14 protein-coding genes and 1 pseudogene are annotated in these 21,018 nt (G+C 39.7%); 12 read left to right on the top strand and 3 right to left on the bottom strand.

Translation table 11 applies throughout. From position 1 onward, the window contains the following. Positions 1-8: 8 nt before the first annotated feature. The gene (gene nirB / locus ACS604_RS06570) at positions 9-2,555 is read right to left on the bottom strand and encodes a nitrite reductase large subunit NirB (protein WP_474770877.1); all 2,547 of its coding nucleotides are present in this window, start codon (positions 2,553-2,555) and stop codon (positions 9-11) included. A 27-nt stretch (positions 2,556-2,582) separates the two neighbouring features. Further along, positions 2,583-3,923, bottom strand: coding sequence for an MFS transporter (locus tag ACS604_RS06565; protein ID WP_238611564.1), 1,341 nt, complete (start codon positions 3,921-3,923; stop codon positions 2,583-2,585). Positions 3,924-4,379: 456 nt separating this feature from the next. Here ACS604_RS06565 and ACS604_RS06560 point away from each other — a divergent pair, with 456 nt between their 5' ends. Next, positions 4,380-4,970 carry an ANTAR domain-containing response regulator gene (locus tag ACS604_RS06560; RefSeq protein WP_016140698.1) on the top strand — a complete coding sequence of 197 codons (591 nt, stop codon included), beginning with the start codon at positions 4,380-4,382 and terminating at the stop codon, positions 4,968-4,970. Further along, positions 4,971-5,993 carry an ABC transporter substrate-binding protein gene (locus tag ACS604_RS06555; RefSeq protein WP_474770872.1) on the top strand — a complete coding sequence of 341 codons (1,023 nt, stop codon included), beginning with the start codon at positions 4,971-4,973 and terminating at the stop codon, positions 5,991-5,993. A 23-nt stretch (positions 5,994-6,016) separates the two neighbouring features. Here the strand turns inward: ACS604_RS06555 and ACS604_RS06550 are convergent. Further along, positions 6,017-6,112 (bottom strand): annotated as a pseudogene (locus ACS604_RS06550) (hypothetical protein); the annotation flags it as partial. Positions 6,113-6,611: 499 nt separating this feature from the next. Here ACS604_RS06550 and sbnA point away from each other — a divergent pair. From sbnA to ACS604_RS06500, 10 genes are all read left to right on the top strand, one after another. Continuing rightward, on the top strand, positions 6,612-7,616 hold the full coding sequence (gene sbnA, locus ACS604_RS06545) for a 2,3-diaminopropionate biosynthesis protein SbnA (protein ID WP_474770869.1): 1,005 nt from the start codon (positions 6,612-6,614) through the stop codon (positions 7,614-7,616). A gap of 21 nt (positions 7,617-7,637) precedes the next feature. Continuing rightward, the gene (gene sbnB / locus ACS604_RS06540; RefSeq protein WP_474770867.1) at positions 7,638-8,651 is read left to right on the top strand and encodes a 2,3-diaminopropionate biosynthesis protein SbnB; all 1,014 of its coding nucleotides are present in this window, start codon (positions 7,638-7,640) and stop codon (positions 8,649-8,651) included. Between the two features lie 71 nt (positions 8,652-8,722). Continuing rightward, positions 8,723-10,363 (top strand): IucA/IucC family protein, encoded by a 1,641-nt coding sequence (locus ACS604_RS06535; RefSeq protein ID WP_474770992.1) that lies wholly within the window; start codon positions 8,723-8,725, stop codon positions 10,361-10,363. 3 nt (positions 10,364-10,366) lie between these two features. Next, positions 10,367-11,572, top strand: a complete 1,206-nt coding sequence (locus ACS604_RS06530) for an MFS transporter (RefSeq protein WP_474770865.1) — start codon at positions 10,367-10,369, stop codon at positions 11,570-11,572. Then, positions 11,569-15,096, top strand: coding sequence for an IucA/IucC family protein (locus ACS604_RS06525; RefSeq protein WP_474770862.1), 3,528 nt, complete (start codon positions 11,569-11,571; stop codon positions 15,094-15,096). Before ACS604_RS06530 ends, ACS604_RS06525 begins: the two co-directional genes overlap by 4 nt. Continuing rightward, positions 15,089-15,862 carry an HpcH/HpaI aldolase family protein gene (locus ACS604_RS06520; RefSeq protein ID WP_004791774.1) on the top strand — a complete coding sequence of 258 codons (774 nt, stop codon included), beginning with the start codon at positions 15,089-15,091 and terminating at the stop codon, positions 15,860-15,862. The genes ACS604_RS06525 and ACS604_RS06520 overlap by 8 nt, the downstream gene beginning before the upstream one ends. A 153-nt stretch (positions 15,863-16,015) precedes the next feature. After that, positions 16,016-18,286: a TonB-dependent receptor gene (locus ACS604_RS06515; RefSeq protein WP_474770859.1), complete on the top strand. Its 2,271-nt coding sequence runs from the start codon at positions 16,016-16,018 to the stop codon at positions 18,284-18,286. Positions 18,287-18,549: 263 nt separating this feature from the next. After that, the gene (locus tag ACS604_RS06510) at positions 18,550-19,875 is read left to right on the top strand and encodes a Y-family DNA polymerase (protein WP_474770857.1); all 1,326 of its coding nucleotides are present in this window, start codon (positions 18,550-18,552) and stop codon (positions 19,873-19,875) included. 235 nt (positions 19,876-20,110) lie between these two features. Beyond that, positions 20,111-20,566 carry a type II 3-dehydroquinate dehydratase gene (aroQ, locus tag ACS604_RS06505; RefSeq protein ID WP_004791768.1) on the top strand — a complete coding sequence of 152 codons (456 nt, stop codon included), beginning with the start codon at positions 20,111-20,113 and terminating at the stop codon, positions 20,564-20,566. A 17-nt stretch (positions 20,567-20,583) separates the two neighbouring features. Further along, positions 20,584-21,003 (top strand): acetyl-CoA carboxylase biotin carboxyl carrier protein, encoded by a 420-nt coding sequence (locus ACS604_RS06500; RefSeq protein WP_004791766.1) that lies wholly within the window; start codon positions 20,584-20,586, stop codon positions 21,001-21,003. The last annotated feature ends 15 nt before the right edge of the window (positions 21,004-21,018 follow it).

Below are 21,018 nucleotides of genomic sequence, written 5' to 3'. Positions count from 1 at the left end.
TCTCCTTGTTATGCTTCAACCATTGGAATGCGGTCTTCTGAACGTTCAGCATCAGTTAATGGGCGGATCTGACCACGTTCAGTCGTAAATTGAATGTGTGGATCGGCCTGTTCACTTACATCTGCATTGATATAGGTCTGGAAGCGTTTACGTACTTCAGGATTTTCTACCGCAGTACGCCATTCGTCTTGATATGTGCCAATAATGTGTTCCATACGGCGCTCAAGCTCGGCAGCCAAACCAAGAGAATCATCAACAACTACAGATTTAAGGTAGTCTAAGCCACCTTCCATGTTGTCGCGCCATACACTGGTACGTTGTAAACGGTCTGCGGTTTGGATGTAGAACATATAGAAACGGTCGATATAACGGATGAGCGTTGCTTTATCGAGGTCAGATGCGAGTAATTCAGCATGACGTGGTTTCATACCACCGTTACCACACACATAAAGGTTCCAACCTTTTTCAGTCGCGATAATACCGACATCTTTACCTTGTGCTTCCGCACATTCACGTGTACATCCAGACACAGCCATTTTTAATTTATGGGGTGAACGTAAACCTTTGTAGCGGTTTTCAAGTTCGATCGCTAAACCAACCGAGTTGTCTACACCGTAACGGCACCAAGTACTTCCCACACATGATTTCACGGTACGCAATGATTTACCGTAAGCATGACCAGACTCGAAACCAGCAGCATTTAACTCTTCCCAAATGAATGGAAGTTCGTGAACTTGCGCACCAAACATGTCTACACGTTGACCGCCAGTAATTTTGGTGTACAGGTTATATTTCTTCGCGATTTGACCAATGGCAATCAAACCATCTGGAGTTACTTCACCGCCTGCCATACGCGGCACAACCGAGTAAGAACCATCTTTTTGGATGTTACCCAAGTAATAGTCGTTACTGTCTTGCAAGCCTGCATGGCTTGGCTCAAGTACGAAATCATTCCAACAAGAAGCCAAAATATTTGCGGCAGTCGGTTTACAGATGTCACAACCCAAACCATGGCCATGTTGGTGAATCAAGTCATCAAAAGTTTTGATTTCATTAACACGTACCAAGTGATGTAGCTCTTGACGCGAGTACGGAAAGTGTTCACAGATATGGTTATTTACAGTCACACCTTGACGTTGTAACTCTGACTTTAAAACTTGCGTCACTAATGGTGCACAACCACCACATGCAGTTGCTGCTTTAGTGCATTTCTTTAATGCACCTAAAGAGGTCGAACCATCACTAATCGCTTGGCAGATGTCCGCTTTTGATACGTTGTTACACGAACAAATTGTTGCGCTGTCAGGTAACAAATCTACACCGCTACCACCAGATTTTCCTGCGGACTGCTCAAAGCCCGGCATGATCAAGCTTTCAGGCACTTCCGGTAAAGCCAGACCGTTTAACATCATTTGTAAAAGGTCGCTGTATTCTTTGGCGTCGCCTACCAAAACTGCGCCAAGCAATTTAGTTTTGTCCGCATTTACAACAATCTTTTTATAAACCAGTGCATGCTCATCTGCATAGAAATAGCTTAATGCACCCGGTGTCATGGCATGCGCATCACCTACAGAGGCAACGTCCACACCCATCAACTTCAACTTAGTGCTCATGTCTGCGCCAGCGAAGCAATGACACTCTTCATCTAAAATGTGTTTTGCTGCAATACGTGCCATGTCATAGCCCGGTGCAACTAAACCATAAATCTTGTTTTGCCAAAGTGCACATTCACCAATGGCATAAACATTGATATCTGAGGTTTGGCAGTAATCATTAATGACGATACCGCCACGCTCACCAATCGCGAGTCCACTATTACGTGCAAGCTCATCACGTGGACGGATCCCCGCAGAGAATAAAATGACATCGGCTTCAAGCTCACTACCATCTGCAAATTTCATTACATGCGTAGTGCTGTTGCCCGATTCAATAGATTGAGTCGCTTTTTGTGTATGAACTTTTACACCAAGATCTTCGATTTTGCGGCGTAAAACTTTACCGCCCAAGTCATCAATTTGAACTGCCATTAAACGTGGCGCAAACTCAACAACATGGGTTTCTAGATCTAAATCACGCAACGCTTTGGCTGCCTCAAGACCCAGTAAACCACCACCAATAACTACACCTGTTTTTGCATTAAGACTTGCTGCACGAATCGCGTCTAAGTCTTCAATCGTACGGTAAACAAAACAGTTTTCACGGTCATTACCCGGAATTGGTGGAACAAATGCATAAGAACCCGTAGCCAACACCAATTTGTCATAGCTAATCACATCGCCATGGTTGGTTGTAACTGTTTGCGCTGCTGTATCAATTGCCGTTGCTTTAGTGTTTAAACGTAAGTCAATGCCATGCGCATCGGCAAAGTCAAAACGAGCTAAAGATAAATCTTTTGCCGATTTCCCCGAAAAATATTCTGTCAAATGTACGCGGTCATACGCGATACGAGGCTCTTCCGCGAGAATCGTGATTTCCAGTTCATCATCTGCTTTTTCTAAAATGGCTTCGATGAATTTGTGGCCCACCATACCATGACCAATCATTACCAATTTCATAGTGTTTCTCCTCAAATCACGTTGCTTTTAAGCTGCGTTATTGCGATCTAAAATAGCTTGCTCAAATAGACGTTGTTCTTTTGCCTTGTGCTCTACCGAGAAGCGAATCAACATCACGAAGCATCCAGCGACAATGACAAATCCACCTAATGCCATCAGGCAAGATTGAATATCTGTCATACCTTTTAATAAAAAACCTGCAACGACCGCGCCTGCATTGCCTCCGGCACCGATAATGCCAGACACACCACCCAGTGCTTCACGGTCGATAAATGGAACCATGGCATAGGTCGCACCGCATGCCATGTTGATGAAAAGTGCAAAGACCACCATGCTCATGATGGCCAAGTGCGCGACATTCATTTGTGAAAATAAAATCAGGAATAGCCCTTCGCCCAAAATCATGACAAAGAGTAGTTTTGTACGGCCATCCAAGCCTTTTTTGATTGCTACTTTGTCAGAGAGAAAACCTCCCAAAGAGCGAGCGAAGATGGCAAGTAGGCCTAAAATTCCGGCAGTTAAGCCTGCCTCTTTTAAGCCAAAGTGAAATTTTTCGACGTAGTACATGGCCAAGATGTTGTGCATAAAAATCTCAACACCAAAACATGCGCCGTATGTACCAAATAAAATCCAGACACGGTAATTGCCAGCTGCTTGTTTCATTACAGCCCAGCCGCCTTTTTTACCGCTATCGGTTACAATGCCTTGAGCGCGCAGCTCATCGAAGTTGCCTTGTGGACAGTCTTGGGTAAATTTCCAATACATGAATGCCACTACAAGCATCATTATGCCGGGCATTAAAAGTGCAATACGCCAGCCCATAGATTGCTCAACGCCAAACATCACAATTGCAGAGAGAATCAAAGGCATGACGGCTTGTGTGGTACCACCGCCGGCATTACCCCAACCTACGGCAGTTGCATTGGCTGTGCCCACTACATTTGGAGCAAACATGACACTGGTGTGATATTGAGTGATGACAAAGCTTGCGCCAATGGCACCAATCAAAAAGCGGAAAAAGAGAAAGGATTCGTAACTTCTAACAGCAGTGATTCCAATGACCGGGATACTGCCAACAAGTAAAAGCGTGATGTATGCTTTACGTGGGCCATATTTGTCACATAAAGGCCCGACAACCAAACGTACGACAATCGTGACAGCAACGGCCGCAATACTAATGTTAGCAATTTGGTCTTTTGTTAAATGGAACTCACCTGCAATGACAGGCATGAGAGGCGCACAGGCAAACCACGCAAAAAAGCAAGCAAAAAAAGCGAGCCAACTCATGTGGAAAGCCCGCATCGCTGGAACTGTAAAATTAAACAGCTTAATAGATGTTGCTTTTGTGGCTGACAAATTCAAAGACATTGCCTTCACTCCGACTGAACGTAACTTCTTTGTGTACACCTAGGTATTCACAAACTCGATCAGAACGGACATCATTGGCCGTCTTTAAAACTCATGGTCGTCTTCGACCTGTTATTGAATAAGCATTTTGCATGCCAGCTTTTTTAAAAATTAAATTAATATTTTTTTATTATTATTTTTCATATAGATAAAATTTTTTAAAATATCAAAATGATCATTCTCACATCTTTAACTGCTTCAACCTTGCACCCTTATAGGGTTCAGGTAAAAATACGCTCTGCTACAAAATGAATCGCATTTTTGCACCAAGATTGATCATTAGCGCCATTAAGCATGCTAATTTAGCGATAAAGCTCGATTTTTTCTTTAGTTTGCTATGGCATTAATCTTGCTTAAATAATTGATAACAAAAACGCGTCGAATTGGCGCATTTTCTTAGCCTGATTTTCTGAACTTATGCCAAAACTCAAAATAGCCCTTATTGATGATGATCATGCGCGAGCCGACTATATAAGAAAAAGTTTGCTTGAAAATGATTTTGAAGTAGTCGCATGCCTTACTTTGGATCATTTGAATATCTTTCGTCTGGAACATTTGCAAGCTGATGTCATCTTGCTTGATATGGATCATCCCCATCGTGACATTATTGAAAGCTGTGTCAGTAGCTATGACCTGCCTACAGTTCTATTCACCAAAAATTCCGATAAAGACACCATTAAACAAGCCATCGATGCGGGAGTAACTGCGTATATTGTCGATGGCATCGACCCTTCCCGCTTACATACCATTTTAGAAATCTCAATTGAGCAATATAAAAAGCACAAAAAACTCGAAGGTGATTTAAAAGAGGCTCAAACCAAACTTGCCGATCGTAAGGATGTCGAAAAAGCCAAAGTACTACTGATGCAACTGCATGGCCTACCTGAAGAAACTGCATTTCAGCTTCTTAGAAAAAATGCGATGAGCCATCGGATTACAATTGGAGAAATGGCACGGCGTTTACTTGACGCTCAAAAATTACTTGGCAATCAACTAAAGGATGAATAAATGAGCAGATTAGAAAAGACTCAATTACAACTCGGCTATATTCCTTTGCTTGATTGTCTTGCATTGCTTTGGGCAAAACAAAGCGGTTTCTTTGAAGAAGTAGGTTTAGATGTTACTTTAGTTAAAGAAGCATCGTGGGCGAGTCTGCGCGACCGTCTTGCTTTTGGATTATTAGACGCGGCCCATTGCTTATCGGCAATGTTACCTGCGGCGGCTGTAGGCGCAGATCAAATTGGTACACCTCTACAAACGTCACTGGTTTTAAGTGAAAACCGTGCTTTCATTAGCTTAAGTCAAAAGCTTACTCATCAACTTGCAATTCAAGAAAATGACATCGCACAAGTAACGGCACAAAAAGTGGCGAGCTATCTTGAACAAGGTCACCCTCTTTCTTTAGCGCATGTGTTTAAGCATTCTATTCACCATTACTGTTTAAGAGAATGGCTGGCTTTATCAAACCCAAAACTTGCGCAGTCTATTCAGCTCAAAACATTACCACCACCTTATATGGTCGAAGCACTCGACAAACATGTGATTGATGGTTTCTGTGTAGGTGAACCTTGGAATACCCAAGGTGAGCTTCTTGGTTTAAGTAAAATGATTTGCTCAAGCCAAAACGTTATTCCTCCTGTCGCTGATAAGGTTTTAGCCGTAACGCAAGAATGGGCGGAGCAGCATCCACAAACGCTCGTCGCGCTCACCGCCGCAATCATGAAAGCCCAACAAGAGTTGAGTGAGTTACAAGACTTTGCGCCAATTTTAAAATTATTGGTTGAGTCTGGAATCGTTCGTTTTCATTGTTCTGAAGAAGTACATGTCGATAAATATTTCATGATTCAAGATATTGTCCGTCATTTAGTAAAAGAAAGTGCACTTCCAAAAGTAGAAGACTTTTATTGGCTGCTCGAACAAATGCAAAAATGGGATGAACTTCAAATCGAGCAAGCACAAATCACAAGTTTGGGAGCTCAATGCATTAATCTTGAGGCTTATGAACAAGCCAAACAGCGATATTCTTCATAAGTTATCTGGGTCAAATCAGCATAAAAAAAGCTGTCTTTTATAAAAAAGACAGCTTGAAAGACCCATAAGACAAAATGCGAAACACGCATTACTATATTTTTTGGACTCAACTGATCCATTGAAAATATAGCGCTTATGCAAATGATCATATCTATCTAAACATATCATTTTCAGACATTTTCATATCAATAACTGCCACATCATCAATTTCGTTAATCATTCTCAACCTTTTAAGAGAGTACTCAAATAGTCCTCTCTTTTTATGCATAAAACTTATCTATGATCTCTACAAAATAGTAATACACAAATTATGTGGGTCAGGTCATAAATTTTATTGCTTCAAAGTAATTTCAAACATCCGTCTTAATTAGATTATTTTTTTTAGCTAAAAAGTAATTTATTGCCTATCTAGTTATATTTAAAACATTTATTAATTTTTCTCTTTATAAAATATAAATATTACGATTCAAATAATTACACAAAAAAAATTAGTGAAAAATCCTATAAGTGCCCCCTATTTTGAGTTACAAACCGCAACAATCATGGCACAAATGGTAATAATAATTAAATTAATAATCATTATCATTCACAACACATAAAAACCTGAGAAGATCTACCATGATCCATGAAAATATTCTCGACTGCATAGGTAAAACGCCACTATTACAACTATCAAGGCTATTCACGCATCAATCAGTCTCAGTGATTGCGAAAATGGAATTGTTAAACCCAGGAGGAAGTATTAAAGACCGTCCAGCATTATTCATGCTACAGGAAGGCTTGAAATCGGGAGTGATTAATAAAGATAGTCATATTGTTGAAAGTTCTTCAGGAAACTTAGCGATTGCGCTTGCAATGGCATGCAAAATCTATGGATTAAAATTTACTGCCGTTATTGACCCAAAAATTGCCTCAGCAAACCTACAAATGCTGAAGCTCTACAAAGCCAATATCGAAATGGTCTCTGAAAAAGACCAAAACGGCGGTTACTTAAAAACCAGAATTGACACTGTAAAACGACTCTGCCAACAACTCCCAAATGCTGTCTGGATTAATCAGTATGCAAATCCAAACAACTGGAAAAGCCACTATTTTGGTGAAGCAGAAGAAATCCTCAATCAAATTGACCGCAAAATTGATTACCTCGTGATTGGAGCGAGCACCTCAGGCACGATTATGGGCGTATCTCGTCGCCTTAAAGAAAGATTTCCAGAATTAAAAGTGATCGCAGTCGATATCGTCGGCTCTGTGTTGTTCGGTGGCACATCTGGTCCACGCGAAATTCCTGGCATTGGTGCAAGTACTGTCCCACCGCTACTCTCCCCCGATGAAATTGATGATGTCATTTATGTAGATGACTATGAGTCAGCACTCGGTTGCAGAGAGCTTCTTGAACATGAAGGAATTTTTGCAGGCGGTTCGAGCGGCTCATCTATTTCAGCCATCAAAAAACTGATTCCAACTATTCCTGCTGGGTCATGCGTTTTAACACTGTTGCCTGATCGTGGCGACCGTTATCTCGATCTGGTTTATGAAGATGAATGGTTCGAAATGATCAAAAAGCGTCACTTCAATCGAAACATACGACGCCAAGAAAACCTTACTTTACAAAATGTTGTTTAACTTTCTCCTTAGGAAATATTCATGAGCAATTTGGCTACCCTTCGCTATTTAAGTCAATCAGATTTATTAAATCTTGGCGCAAATCATAGTAATTCATTTATTGAAGCGATTACTGAAGGTTTAACCCTGCATGCAAATAAACAGTTTGTACAACCCTTAAAACCTTATCTTCGCTGGCAAGGTGCCGACCATATTGCTGACCGTATTATTGCCATGCCTTGCTATTTAGGTGGCAATGACCCGATTGCCGGAATTAAATGGATTGGCTCAAGACAACATAACCCTAAAAAATTCAATATTCCACGTGCTAGCGCACTGATTGTTTTAAATGACTCAGAAACAAATTATCCAGTTGCAGTGATGGAAGGCAGCTTAATTAGTGCCATGCGAACTGCTGCAATTACCGGTGTTTCAATTAAATATCTAGCGAAAAAAGACTTTTCAGACATCACCGTGATTGGCTGTGGGCCAATTGCTCAAATGCAGATTAAAACTGTGCTTGAACAATATGCTCAAGTGAAAAAAGTACATTTATTTGATGTAAACCCTGAAGCAGCTGAAAAACTCAAAGCATTGTTCTTATCGGAATATCCGCAATTAGAAATTGAAATTCATGACAGCGCTAAGTCTGCAATTGAGCAAGCCGATGTCCTTATTACCTGTACCGTTTCAGATAAACCTTACATTCCGTTTGAGTGGCTTAAAAAAGGCTGCTTTATTTCAAATATTTCAATTATGGATATCGAGCCTGAAGTCTTCTTAAAAGTTGACAAAGTTATTGTGGATGACTGGGACCAATCAAACCGAGAAAAGAAAGTCATCAATGTGCTGGTTGAAGATGGCTTATTCAGCCGTGAAAAACTACATGCTGAACTTGGTGACATCATTATTGGTCATAAAAACGGTCGCGAACACGAAGATGAAATTATTTTGCTCAACCCAATGGGCATGGCGATTGATGACATTGTCTGCGCTAAGTGGTTCTTCAATGCCGCACAAGAACAAAATGTTGGCACGGTTCTACCGCTTTTATAAGAATAGGAATAACTAAAATGTTAGATCGGATTTACACAGCACAACTACAAAAAATGATAGATGCACTCTACATGGAGAATTATGGAGATTTTAAAGATCATATTTCCTATAAAAAGCCTTATTTGGCAATTACTCTCAATGATGAGTTGGAACTCTATTTAAACTGTTTAAAAGTAGATGGTGTAAATCCTTTCTATGTCACCCAACCCGAAGTTCTGCTTTATAACCTCTTAAACAATACGACATCTAAAATTTCTATTCCTGAAGTTTTTAACTATTTAACCCAAGCGTCTTGGTGGCCGTCACCACACCATCAAAAAGCAATTAATTATTGGCTCGACAACTTAGTAACGGCTGAAAAAATTCCTCAAATTTTACAGTCAGCCCTTTCATTTTCTTCGCCTTTAGTTACTAGTGAATTGCTCTCGCTAGTAGCTGATCGTCCATTTCATCCGTTCGCTCACTCAAAAGGTGAACTTGCACCACTCACAACTCAAAAAGAAATTGAGGTGTATTGGTGGGCTTTTAAGAAAGATGACGTGATCAATAATATGGAGTCGATTCCTCATAAAGAGCTTCTGTTATCCGAAGCTGAGGACAAGCATATTACTGAAAAAATAGCGAAGCTTTCAGATGATTACTTAGCCCTGCCTTTGTTAGAGACTCAACATCGCTATTTAAAGTTTGATGAAAATAAGTACGGCGCTATTGACCTAAACCATGTCACCACAATTGGTTTACCGACTTCTTCTTTAAGAACGCTTATTCACAACGCAAACCCTACTCTGCATTTAAAACTCTCAACCAATGCCAAAACATTAGGTGCAATCCGCTCTATGCCAGGTCGTTATTTAATGAATGGACATACGGCTTATGATTTTTTAAATGAAGTCATTAATGAAACTTCTTTATTAAAAAATCGCCTCTTTTTGAGTAATGAAACGCATTGGTGGGTACTCGGTAAACAAGAGCCGATTGTAAAAAATTTAGGTGTAATCGGTTGCCAAGTCAGACATTTACCCGATTTTTGCCAAGACAAAAACGTTACACCTATTACCATGTCAGCTTTAAGCTGTACTTATGTTGACCCTTGGGAAACATTAGGCATTGAAGGCGACAAATGGACATTATTAAAAGACTTAAGTGTTCATTTTATTCAAACATTCTTAACGCTTTGGGCAAAAGGAATCATGCCGGAATGCCACGGGCAAAACACGATGGTGTGTTATGAAAATAATAAGTTTAAATGCTTTATTTTACGTGACCACGATACCTTAAGAATATGTACCACAGCCATTGAAGAAAGCGGTTTTACACCTCCGATCTATACCATTGATACCAGTACACCGAACAATCTTATCTTTACTAAAAATGAGGACTTATTTAACTACTTCATTACCTTAGGGATTCAAATTAACCTCTACCCGATTGCTCTAGCTACTCTGAAATATACAGATCGTACAGAAAGCGATTTTTGGGAAATGGTTCAAGACATTATTCAAGATTTTGTAGAAACCCAACCGATTTCAGAGCAAATAAAATCGCAAATTCAAACTTATCTTTTTGACAATAAGACTTGGCCATTCAAACAGCTACTTACCCCTTTACTCGCGCAAGAAAGTGACTCAACAGGCATGCCAAGTAAAATCGGGACCACACCCAACCCTTATCAGAGCTTGTCTGTTTCTAGCTATGAGACCATGGATATTTAAATCATGCGCTCATCTCGCCTAGATCATTTCATTATTTTGCTCTGTCAGTTTTTTTCCACTTTCGGGCTCATGGTGCTGATTCCAATCATGCCGCTTTATATGGAAAAACTGACGGCGCATATGAGTGCTCCCACGATTTGGGCAGGTTTGGCACTCGCGGCTCCGGCTATTGGCAGTTTATTTACAGCACCGATTGTGGGTCATCTATCCGACACATTTGGCCATAAAAAAGCCTTGCTACTTTCTCTGGCTGGTTTCTGTATTTCAATATTACTTATGGCGAGTGCTCAGCATTTATACCTGTTTATTTTCGCGCGAATTTTACTCGGTTTTTGCGGTCTTTCCGTGATTTTAAATGCCTATGTTTCATATCTTTCCAATGAACAACAACGAGGTGCCGCTTTTGGGCAACTACAAAGTAGTGTTGCGCTCGCTTGCCTATGTGGTCCGGTTCTCGGTGGGATATTTATGGATCAATGGCGAGTTGAAGTATTACTCAACGCAACAGCATTTGTTGTGATGACCTTAATTTTGATTGCGTCAATTGTATTAACCAATCCCGTTAAAACCGAAGCGCCAAAAACCAAAGAGAAATCTAAGTTTCCAGCCTTCTTTGATAGAACGATTTTTTCATGGTTAAGCGCCGGTATTTTGGTTCAAGCGGGCGGCTTTGGTTTGGTGTCTTGCTTCGTTCTGTACATTAGCGAAATAAGCCAGAGCACTCATTCATCGTTATCTGCTGCAAGCTTAACAGGAACAATTCATGCACTCTCGTGGGGCGCGGCTTTTATTGCAGCAACCTATTGGGGAAAACGAAATGACCATAAAGGAGATTCTTTTAATAACTTCGTTTATGCATCTTTAATTTGTGGCATCACAATTTTTGCATTGATCTGGGTTTCTAATCTCTGGCTGATTCTTATATTACGACTCATACAAGGCTTCTGCTTTGCAGCTCTGATTCCTTCGATCTTACACACAATGTCTCTAAAAGCTGGTGCTCAAAGCCAAGGAAAAGTGATTGGTATTTCTAACAGTGCCTTTGTTTTAGGGCAACTTATTGGCCCAATCATCATCACCCTCACCTACTCATTTTTCAATATTACCGCTGCATTAATCTGCACTTCACTATTTTTTACCGCTGCGGGTTTAGTGGTGATTTTGAACAGATTCTTAATGGATACAATTTTAAAAGAGGCACAAGAATGAACTCAATTATTACAACAGATGCATGGTCTTATAAACTTTTCGAACAGTACCTGAATACTTTCTTTCGTGAACTTAAAGTGAATCTTGAAGAGCACATTATTCCAGCTCAAGATTCTCCTTTATTCACACTGTATACGGAGCACCCAGACACCCTATATTTTGCTTATACATTTAATGCATCTAACACAGTTGTTTATGGCGCAGTTCAACATCTATCCACCACTGGTTATCATAGATATCAACGTGGTTTTAGCCTACAAAACTTAAGCAACAATACATTTGACTCGCTTACCGACCCTAAAAATTTAGTGAAGCTGATTACAGATGAGCTGAATAGCTTATTTAAAGATAAAAATCAAAATAAGAACCTGTATTTTGATATTGCTAATAGTATCGAGAATACAAAATTCTTTTTAGAAAATAAGCCTTCCCAATCAGCAACTAAAGCGTTAAGCGGTTTTCAAGCAACTGAACAAGGCATGTTATATGGGCATCCTTTTCATGTGACTTCTAAAGCCAACTTAGGTTTTTCTAAAGAAGACATGAAAAAATATAGCCCTGAGCTAGGCGCCAGTTTCCAACTTCACTACTTCGCGGTTCATTCTTCTCTAATTCAAAAGCTGGTAAGTGAAGAACAGCCTTCTTACCATATTGAAGATGAAGTTTTAGAAACCGCAAAAGAGCGTTTGCAAGAAAACTTCGCAAACTATGAGCTTATGCCAACCCATCCTTGGCAAGCCAATTTCTTACTTCAACATCCATCGTTAAAGAAACATTTAGACAGCCAAGATGTAATCTATCTAGGTGCATTAGGCCAAACCGTATGGCCAACTTCATCCGTTCGTACAGTGTGGTTACCTCAATTGAACCTATTCTTAAAACTCTCTATTGATGTACGTATTACCAGTTTCATTCGTAATAACCCAATGGATGAGATGGAACGCGCGATTGATGCGAGCAAAATTATTATCAATCACAAGATTAATGAGCAATATCCAGACCTTGTGATTCTGCCAGAGTTAGAGGCGAAAACAGTCAAAATACCTGAGCTTGAAAGTTCATTTGGCATTATTTATAGAGCGGGACTTCCGCCAGAGGTATTAGAAAATACCCGAATGCTCGGCGGCTTGGTTGAAGAAAACGAAAACCATGAAATCCCACTTTTAAGCTTTATTCAGCAAGCGGCACCGAATCAAAATTTGCAATCGAACGATGCGAAAGACTTCATTACTTTTTGGTGGAAACAGTACGTTAAAGTTTCACTTATTCCATTAGTTGAGCTGTTTGCAAACAAAGGCATTAGCGTAGAAGCGCATATGCAAAACAGCTTAATGGAATTTAAAAATGGCTATCCACATCGCCTTATTCTTCGAGACATGGAAGGCATTAGCATTGTTCCAGAAATGATAGAAGACAACTCATCTATTTCTGAAGATAGTACCGTTTGGTTCTCTCAAAAAGATGCATGGACGTTTTTAAAATATTACCTCGTGATCAACCATATTGCTCATCTCATCAGCGCAATTGCACGAGTTACAGCCATTGAAGAAGCCGAACTTTGGCAAACCACCCGTTCTACGCTCACACAAGAAAACTTTAGCGCCAAAGGCCAGCAATACCGCGATTTATTAATTCATTCACTCACATTACCAATCAAGGCAAATATGTTAAATACGCTCTACCACAGTGGTGGCAATCCAATCTGGATTGAAGTTGAAAACCCTATTTATAAATATCGCGGCGCAGAAGACCTTTGCCCTCTTCAAGCGACACAACAAGCCAACTATAAGACCCTTGCAGAAAATCGAGTGATGGGCCAATTATTAGAAGCACTCATTTTTGAAAATACCTTTAAATACGAGTTTTCTAAAGGTCAAATCAAGTTTTATATTTCCGATACTATTTTTTATACCTGCGCGGCCAAACGACATTTTAGTTTTAAACGAATTAAGTTAGATCCTTCAAGCTTAGTCCGTTCTGATATTACTTTAGACACTGAAACTCGCCCTAACTTAAAAACGCTACTTGCCGATCTAAAAAATATTATTGAAGCAGACCCAGTTAAATGGCAAAACTTTAATGATGAACTCAATTTAACTTACGTTAAACATGCGCAAACTTTAAGCCAAGCGCCTGCTCAACCATTAAGAACTTTGCCTTACCTAGAACAAGAAGCGCGAATTACCAATGCGCATTTATATCACCCAAGTTTTAAGTCTCGTATTGGCTTCGATTTAAAAGAAAACCAGAAATATGCACCAGAGCTTTCTGAAGGTTTTACGGTTCAATGGGTCGCGACTCATAACAGTTTATGCAAACTGGTTTTAAGTGAAACCATTAATTTAGAGCAGCTTTATAAACAGCATTTTTCAGAAAAAGATCTACAGGCAATTAGTGACCAATTAAAAGATAACAATTTAGATTTTAAAGATTATATTCTTACCCCAATTCACCCGTGGCAGTGGGATAAAATTATTGAATTATATTATCAAGATGCAATCAGCAACCAACTGATCATTCCGTTAGATATTGAAGGTCCAACTTATTTACCACAGCAGTCAATTCGAACCTTATCAAATATTAGTGATATCTCGGCGCTTTCTCTTAAATTGGCAATGAACTTGGTTAATACATCGACCTCTCGTGTATTGGCACCGCATACCGTTCAAAATGCAGCAAAAATGAGTGACTGGCTTTATAACATTGTTGAGCAAGATCATATTTTAGAAAAACAGCGCAAACCTGTTATTTTAAGAGAGATTGGCGGTCTCTCAGTTAACCAGCCGATTGCCCTTCCTGTTCAATACGGCGCACTCGCCTGCATTTGGCGCGAAAGTATTTACAGCTACTTAAAAGAAGGTGAATCGGCAACACCAGTAACAGGGTTGATGCAAGTTGATACGGACCAAAAACCTCTCATTGATGAGTGGATTCAAGAGTATGGGATCGCGTTCTGGTTAGAAAAGTTACTTACCAATGCTTATCTGCCTATCATGCATATTTTATGGTGCCACGGCCTCGCTTTAGAGTCACATGCACAAAACATGGTACTTATTCATAAAAATGGCTTACCCGTTAAAGCTGCTTTGAAAGATTTCCACGATGGAATTCGCTTTAGTCGTCATCTTTTGCGCGAGCCCGACCTTTTACCCAACTTACAAGATGCGCCGAAAGAACATGCCAAAATTAATCCGAACTCTTTCTTGGAAACCCATTCTCCAAATGAGTTAAGAGACTTTACTCAAGATGCGCTGTGGTTTGTAAATTTGGCAGAGTTAGCGATTTTCTTAAATGAACATTATGACTTCGATGAAATCAAATTCTGGACTATGTTAAGAACCATCATCAATCAGCATAAAGAAGCTCACCCAGAATTTAGCGAACGATATGAATTATTTAACTTTACAGATGACACTATCGACATTGAACAGCTGGCAAGCCGCCGTTTCCTTCCAGAAATTCGCTTAAGAGTACAAACCACACCAAATCCGCTCAGTCTTATTAAGGAAATTGAATATGAATAAGCATTCGATTTCTTTTAAGAAACGAATAGCAAATGGCGAAACGCTTTACGGAATATTTTGTTCCGTAGCTTCTCCGATTAATGTTGAGCAACTGTCACTAGCGGGCTACGACTTTATTATTATCGACTTGGAACATACTTTATTTAGTACGTCTCAAGTCGAGACAATGATTTTAGCCGCTAGGGCTATGTCTATTGATTTGTTTGTAAGAGTGCCTCTAAACGCTAACCACCTCGTACTACCTCTGCTCGATGCAGGTGTAACAGGCATTGTGTTTCCGCGTATTGAAAATGCTCAGCAAGCACAAGAAGCTGTGAACTATTGCCACTATATGCCGCTTGGGCAAAGAGGATTGAATTCGACAAGGCTAAATCGATACGGTATTGATGATTTAGCGAGTTTTGTTCAACAGGCAGCAAACGAGACTGTTGTCATTGCTATGATTGAAAGCTTAGAAGGACTAGAACAACTTGATGAAATTTTAAAAGTTGAAGGCATCGATATTATTCTTGAAGGTGCTGCCGACCTCTCTCAATCGATGGGAATGCCATGGCAAACCAGCCATCCAAAACTGAAAGAAAAGATTCAAGAGATGTATATAAAGACTAAAAATAGTCAAAAGCATTTCTGTGCTATTCCCCGACAACCTGAAGATATTGCTGCATGGAAACAACAATCCGTTCAGCTTTTTGTACTCGGTGATGACCGCAGCATTATTCGCCGTGCCCATCAAAACCATCTAAATACATTTAAGGACAACTCATAACTGTTCACACCTTTTTAGGGGAATAAATTCCTATTCCCCTAATTCATTGAATAAATTTCAAATATATTATTTTAAAGCAATTAATAATATTGTTAATTACAATGATTCTCATTTATAATTCGCTCAATTTAAAATCACTCTCAGGGCGAGATAATGGGAAATAACATAAAAAGTAATAAACTTTTTACAAGAAAGTCTGAAGTTAAAAATATCATTCCACTTCTTTCACTTGGTGGAGCTATTTTCCTTTCAAACTCAGCATTTGCAGCTTCACCTGCTGAAACCACAGAAACAGAAAAGAAACCTGAAGCACTTCCTACAATTACAATCACTGCTTCACGGACAGATGAACTCTCTACCTCTGCCAAACAAGTCACCAAGTTAGATGAAAAACAAATTGAACTTTTAAGAAATGGTTCATCTGGAAGTATTGCGACTGTTTTAGCGAAAGCCGTACCAGGCCTATCGGACTCAAGCCGAACCATTACCGATTATGGTCAAACCTTACGTGGTCGTAATGCCCTGATCTTGGTGGATGGCGTGCCGATGAACCTTACACGCGATACATCACGTGGACTTTCAGCAATTGATCCTGAAAGTATTGCGAATATTGAAGTGATTCGCGGCAGTAATGCTATTTATGGCGGTGGTGCTGCGGGTGGAATTATTTCAATTACCACAAAAGCTGCCGGTGGTGAACCTACCGCAAAAACCGTCATTGGACTACAAACACCTTTAACGAATTTCCGTTCTGATGCTTTGGGTGGAGATATTCACCAATATTTCACAGGCAGCTTTAATGCATTTGATTATGCATTTGATTTTGGTTATCAACGTATTGGTAGCCCATACGATGCAAGTGGTGACCGTGTTGCACCGGAACCAAGTCAGGGCGATTTATATGATGCTGATGCTTACAGCGTAGGTGGTAAGCTTGGTTATCATATTGATGACAACCAATATCTACAATTCGCTGCAAACTACTACAATGCCGAGCAAGACTCAGATTATGCATCTGACCCAAGTGTGAAGAATGCTCCTGCTGGAACTGTACCAGCGAAAGCAATTAAAGGCTTAAAGCTCAAAGACCAAAATAAAAATGAAAACCAGATCTACAATTTGACCTATACAAACAAAGACCTGTTTGGGAATAAAGTTGATGCTCAAATTTATTACCGAGACTTCTTTACACGTTTCTCACCGTTTGATGCACGAAAAAATCCGAATCGGGGTGGTAACGTAGACCAGATCTATCAAGAAAATAATATACTTGGCAGCCGCTTAACTGTGACCACACCGCTTGAGTTTTTAGGTGACTCCTCACTGGTTTGGGGTGGTGACTTTAGCCGTGAAAAAAGCGAAATGCCTTTAGATACTTTCGATCCTGATATTTATGACCAATCTGGGGGTCTAGAGTTTGTAAAAACTGGCAAGCTCATTTATTTACCTGAACTTACAACGCAAAGTGTGGGTGGTTTTATACAGTTAAAACACCGCTTTAATGACCAATGGTCAGCAGAAGCTGGTACGCGTTATGAAGACAGCTATGCCCAAATTGATAGCTTTGTTCCATTATCCCAATTTGATCCTAACACACAATCATATAAGCCAAACCCTTATGTATATCAAGGTGGAAAAGTAAAAGCTGATGCATGGTTGTACAATGCTAATGTGACTTTCTCTCCAAATGACCAACACTCAATTTATGCATCATTTAACCAAGGTTTTCAATTACCTGATGTTGGTGTAATTATTCGTAATGCCAATAATACAGATAAGGAAAAAAATTATGAATTATCATCTTCATTTTTAGAACCTGTAAAAGTTGATAACTATGAATTAGGCTGGAAAGGAAACTTCAATAACTTCTCATCAAGCTTAGCCGTCTTCCACTCTACTTCTGATCTAGGCGCTGTGCAGTCTTTCAGCAATGGTCTGGCACTTAGCAGAACCAAAGAAAAAGTTACTGGTCTTGAAGCAACTTTTGACTATCTTGACGATGCTAATGTTTGGGGAACTGGTGGTAGTGTTACGTGGATGAAAGGTCGTGAAACACCTGAAAACGGTGCTGAACAAGACATGACGGGTTTCCGTATTCCACCATTAAAACTAACAGCTTATGTTTCTTATAGCCCAACTGAAACTTGGACCAACCGCCTACAAGCAACTTACTTCGGCTCAGAAGATTACCGCTTAAATGGTGTAAATGGTTTTGGTCGCTACGATGTAAAAACGTATACAACAGCTGATTTAATCAGTAGTTTTGCACTTAACAAAAAAGACACTGTGACGATTGGTTTAGAGAACATGTTTAACCGTAAATACTATCCTCTTTATAGCCAATTATTAAGATCGGGTGATAACACTAGCCATTTGGTGGCAAATGGTGCAACACTTAAAGTGACTTATAGTCACAAGTGGTAATCAAAGCTGACATAGAATGATTCACAAAAAAGGAGATCAGCGCGATCTCCTTTTTTAATAAAAAAATAAAGTTTTATTTTCTTTGCTTTATTAGCTAAAAGTCGGCTGTCGGAACTCCCCTAGCTTTCCCCTAGAAATTTTGTTAACTTGATTTCGTTACATATTCAAAATACAGTTTTCTAACCAACATTCCTCACTAGATTGTTAATGAAAGCTAATACTAATATGTAGTTTTACCAATATTTTTAATGGGGCAAGTCAGAATGGACATCTCCCACCGCGAAATTTACGCGCTTGTAGACATTAATAACTGTTATGTCAGTTGTGAGCGACTATTTGACCCCAAACTTATTGGCGTGCCCGTTGTCGTGCTTTCTAATAACGATGGATGTGTTGTATCACGCAGTGAGGAAGCAAAAAACATGGGTATCAAAATGGGTATTCCATGGTACCAAATCGAAGAAGAAGCTCTCCAAGCAGGCGTACATGTCTATTCAAGTAACTACACTTTATATGCTGAGATGTCTCGTCGCTTTTTTTCGGTTTTAGGTGAATTCTTCTCACCCGATGATTTAGAAGCTTATTCTATTGATGAATGCTTTATCCGTTTAACCCCTTATCTTCAAACTCTAGATATTCATTCTCATTGTGCCAAAGCGGTAGAAACCCTAGAAAAATGGTTAAGCTTACCTTGCTGTATTGGCATCGGATATTCAAAAACTCAGGCCAAGTTAGCCAATCACTACGCTAAAAAAATTAAAAGCTTTAATGGAATTTGTAATTTCACTACCTTAGATCCCCTACTGCTTGAAGACCTCATGCAACAAACTTCCGTCAAAGAAGTGTGGGGAATTGGCTACCAATTGGTCAAACAATTACGAAGCTATGAAATTTATTCATGCCTAGACTTAACTTTTGCCAATGAACACCATCTCGCAAAAGCTTTCTCTGTGGTTATGGCACGTACTATTCGTGAGCTAAAAGGCCAATCCTGTATCCAACTCGATGATCCTGCCATCGTCACAAAACGAATTTTAGCATCACGAAGTTTCGCTCAAGCTTTATCCAGCATTGAGATTATTAAACAAGCGCTCATCTTTCATCTCAATCGCGCTCATCGGCGCTTAATGAAACAAGAACAGCTGTGTGCCTGTATTCAGGTCATGCTTTATGAAAAAACAGATAAACCACCTTATAAAAAAGCATCATCTCAAGCGATAGGTTTAACGTATGCAACAGATGACCTATGCATATTAACTAAAGCAGCCATGCAACAAATTGATGTTTTATATAAAGAAAATAAAAAGTACATTAAGATTGGAGTATTATTTTGTGGTTTGCACGCCCGTCAACATCACATTGATGACTTATGGCAACCTCTTGAGTTAATTCAGCAAAGACAACAACTCATGAAAACACTAAGTACAGTTCGTAATCGATTCGGCAGTCACTATCTACAAGTCGGTTATCATTCCAGTAGTCCATCTTGGCATATGAAACAATGTCACCGTTCAAAAAACTATCTAACTCGATGGAATGAGCTACTTGTAATTGGAGAGAATTCTACAGCCGTTACACAAAATACATGAACTGTTTTTGTCAATTCAGTTTAAAATGAGCTTCATTAAATTACTTGAAATTTTGTCATTTTTTAACATTGCTAAATCATCGCAAAATTTACAATATATAAGCCGAATTTGGTATACCCTTTCTGCGACAATTAAAACAAATTATAAAAAAATTGTAGAAACATATGCCATAATAAGCAAACTTTGCAGACATCTTGCAAAGAATATTTGCAACTTTAGAGCTGGAGCAATCTGAATGAGTTCGACCATTTTGGTGATTCATGGACCGAATTTGAATTTGCTGGGAAAACGCGAACCAGAAGTATATGGTCATCTTACCCTAGGTGATATTAACCAACAACTCGTTATCCAAGCTCAAAACGCATCAATTACATTAGATACTTTTCAAAGCAATTGGGAAGGTGCCATTGTTGACCGTATTCATCAGGCACAAACCGAAGGCGTAAAACTTATTATTATTAATCCTGCGGCCCTCACCCATACTTCCGTTGCTCTACGCGATGCCCTACTCGGCGTTGCCATTCCATTTATTGAAGTACATTTGTCGAATGTCCATGCAAGAGAAGCATTTAGACATCATTCATATTTATCCGATAAAGCAATTGGCGTGATCTGTGGTCTTGGTGCAAAAGGTTATAGTTTTGCACTCGATTACGCTATTGAAAAAATTCAACCATCTAACCCAAACTAGTTTAGGAATAGTCGCCCATGGATATCCGCAAAATTAAGAAACTCATCGATTTAATGATTGAGTCTGACTTGCAAGCGATTGAAGTTAAAGAAGGTGATCAATCAATCGCTTTAACTCGCCGTAGTCCAGTCGTTGCTGCGGCTGGTGTAGCACTTCCGGCAGCTCCTGTTGCAGCAGCACCAGTTGCAAAAACACCACGAGGAGCAGTTGAAACTTCTCCAATGGTTGGTGTGTTCTACGCTGCTCCAAGCCCAGGCGAAGCACCATTTGTTAAAGTAGGTCAAACTGTATCTGCTGGTGAAACTTTGGGTATTATTGAAGCAATGAAAATCATGAACCCAATTGAAGCAACTCAAAGTGGCGTGGTTGAAGAAATTTTAGTGAAAAATGGCGATGTAATCCAATTCGGTCAACCTTTATTCCGTTATCGCGCGTAATTACCTCGGGGACGT

Source organism: Acinetobacter sp. Li1LvA2 (genome assembly GCF_056156705.1).
The sequence above is the reverse complement of the archived record's forward strand: the minus strand, read 5'-3'. Positions and strand labels throughout refer to the sequence as shown.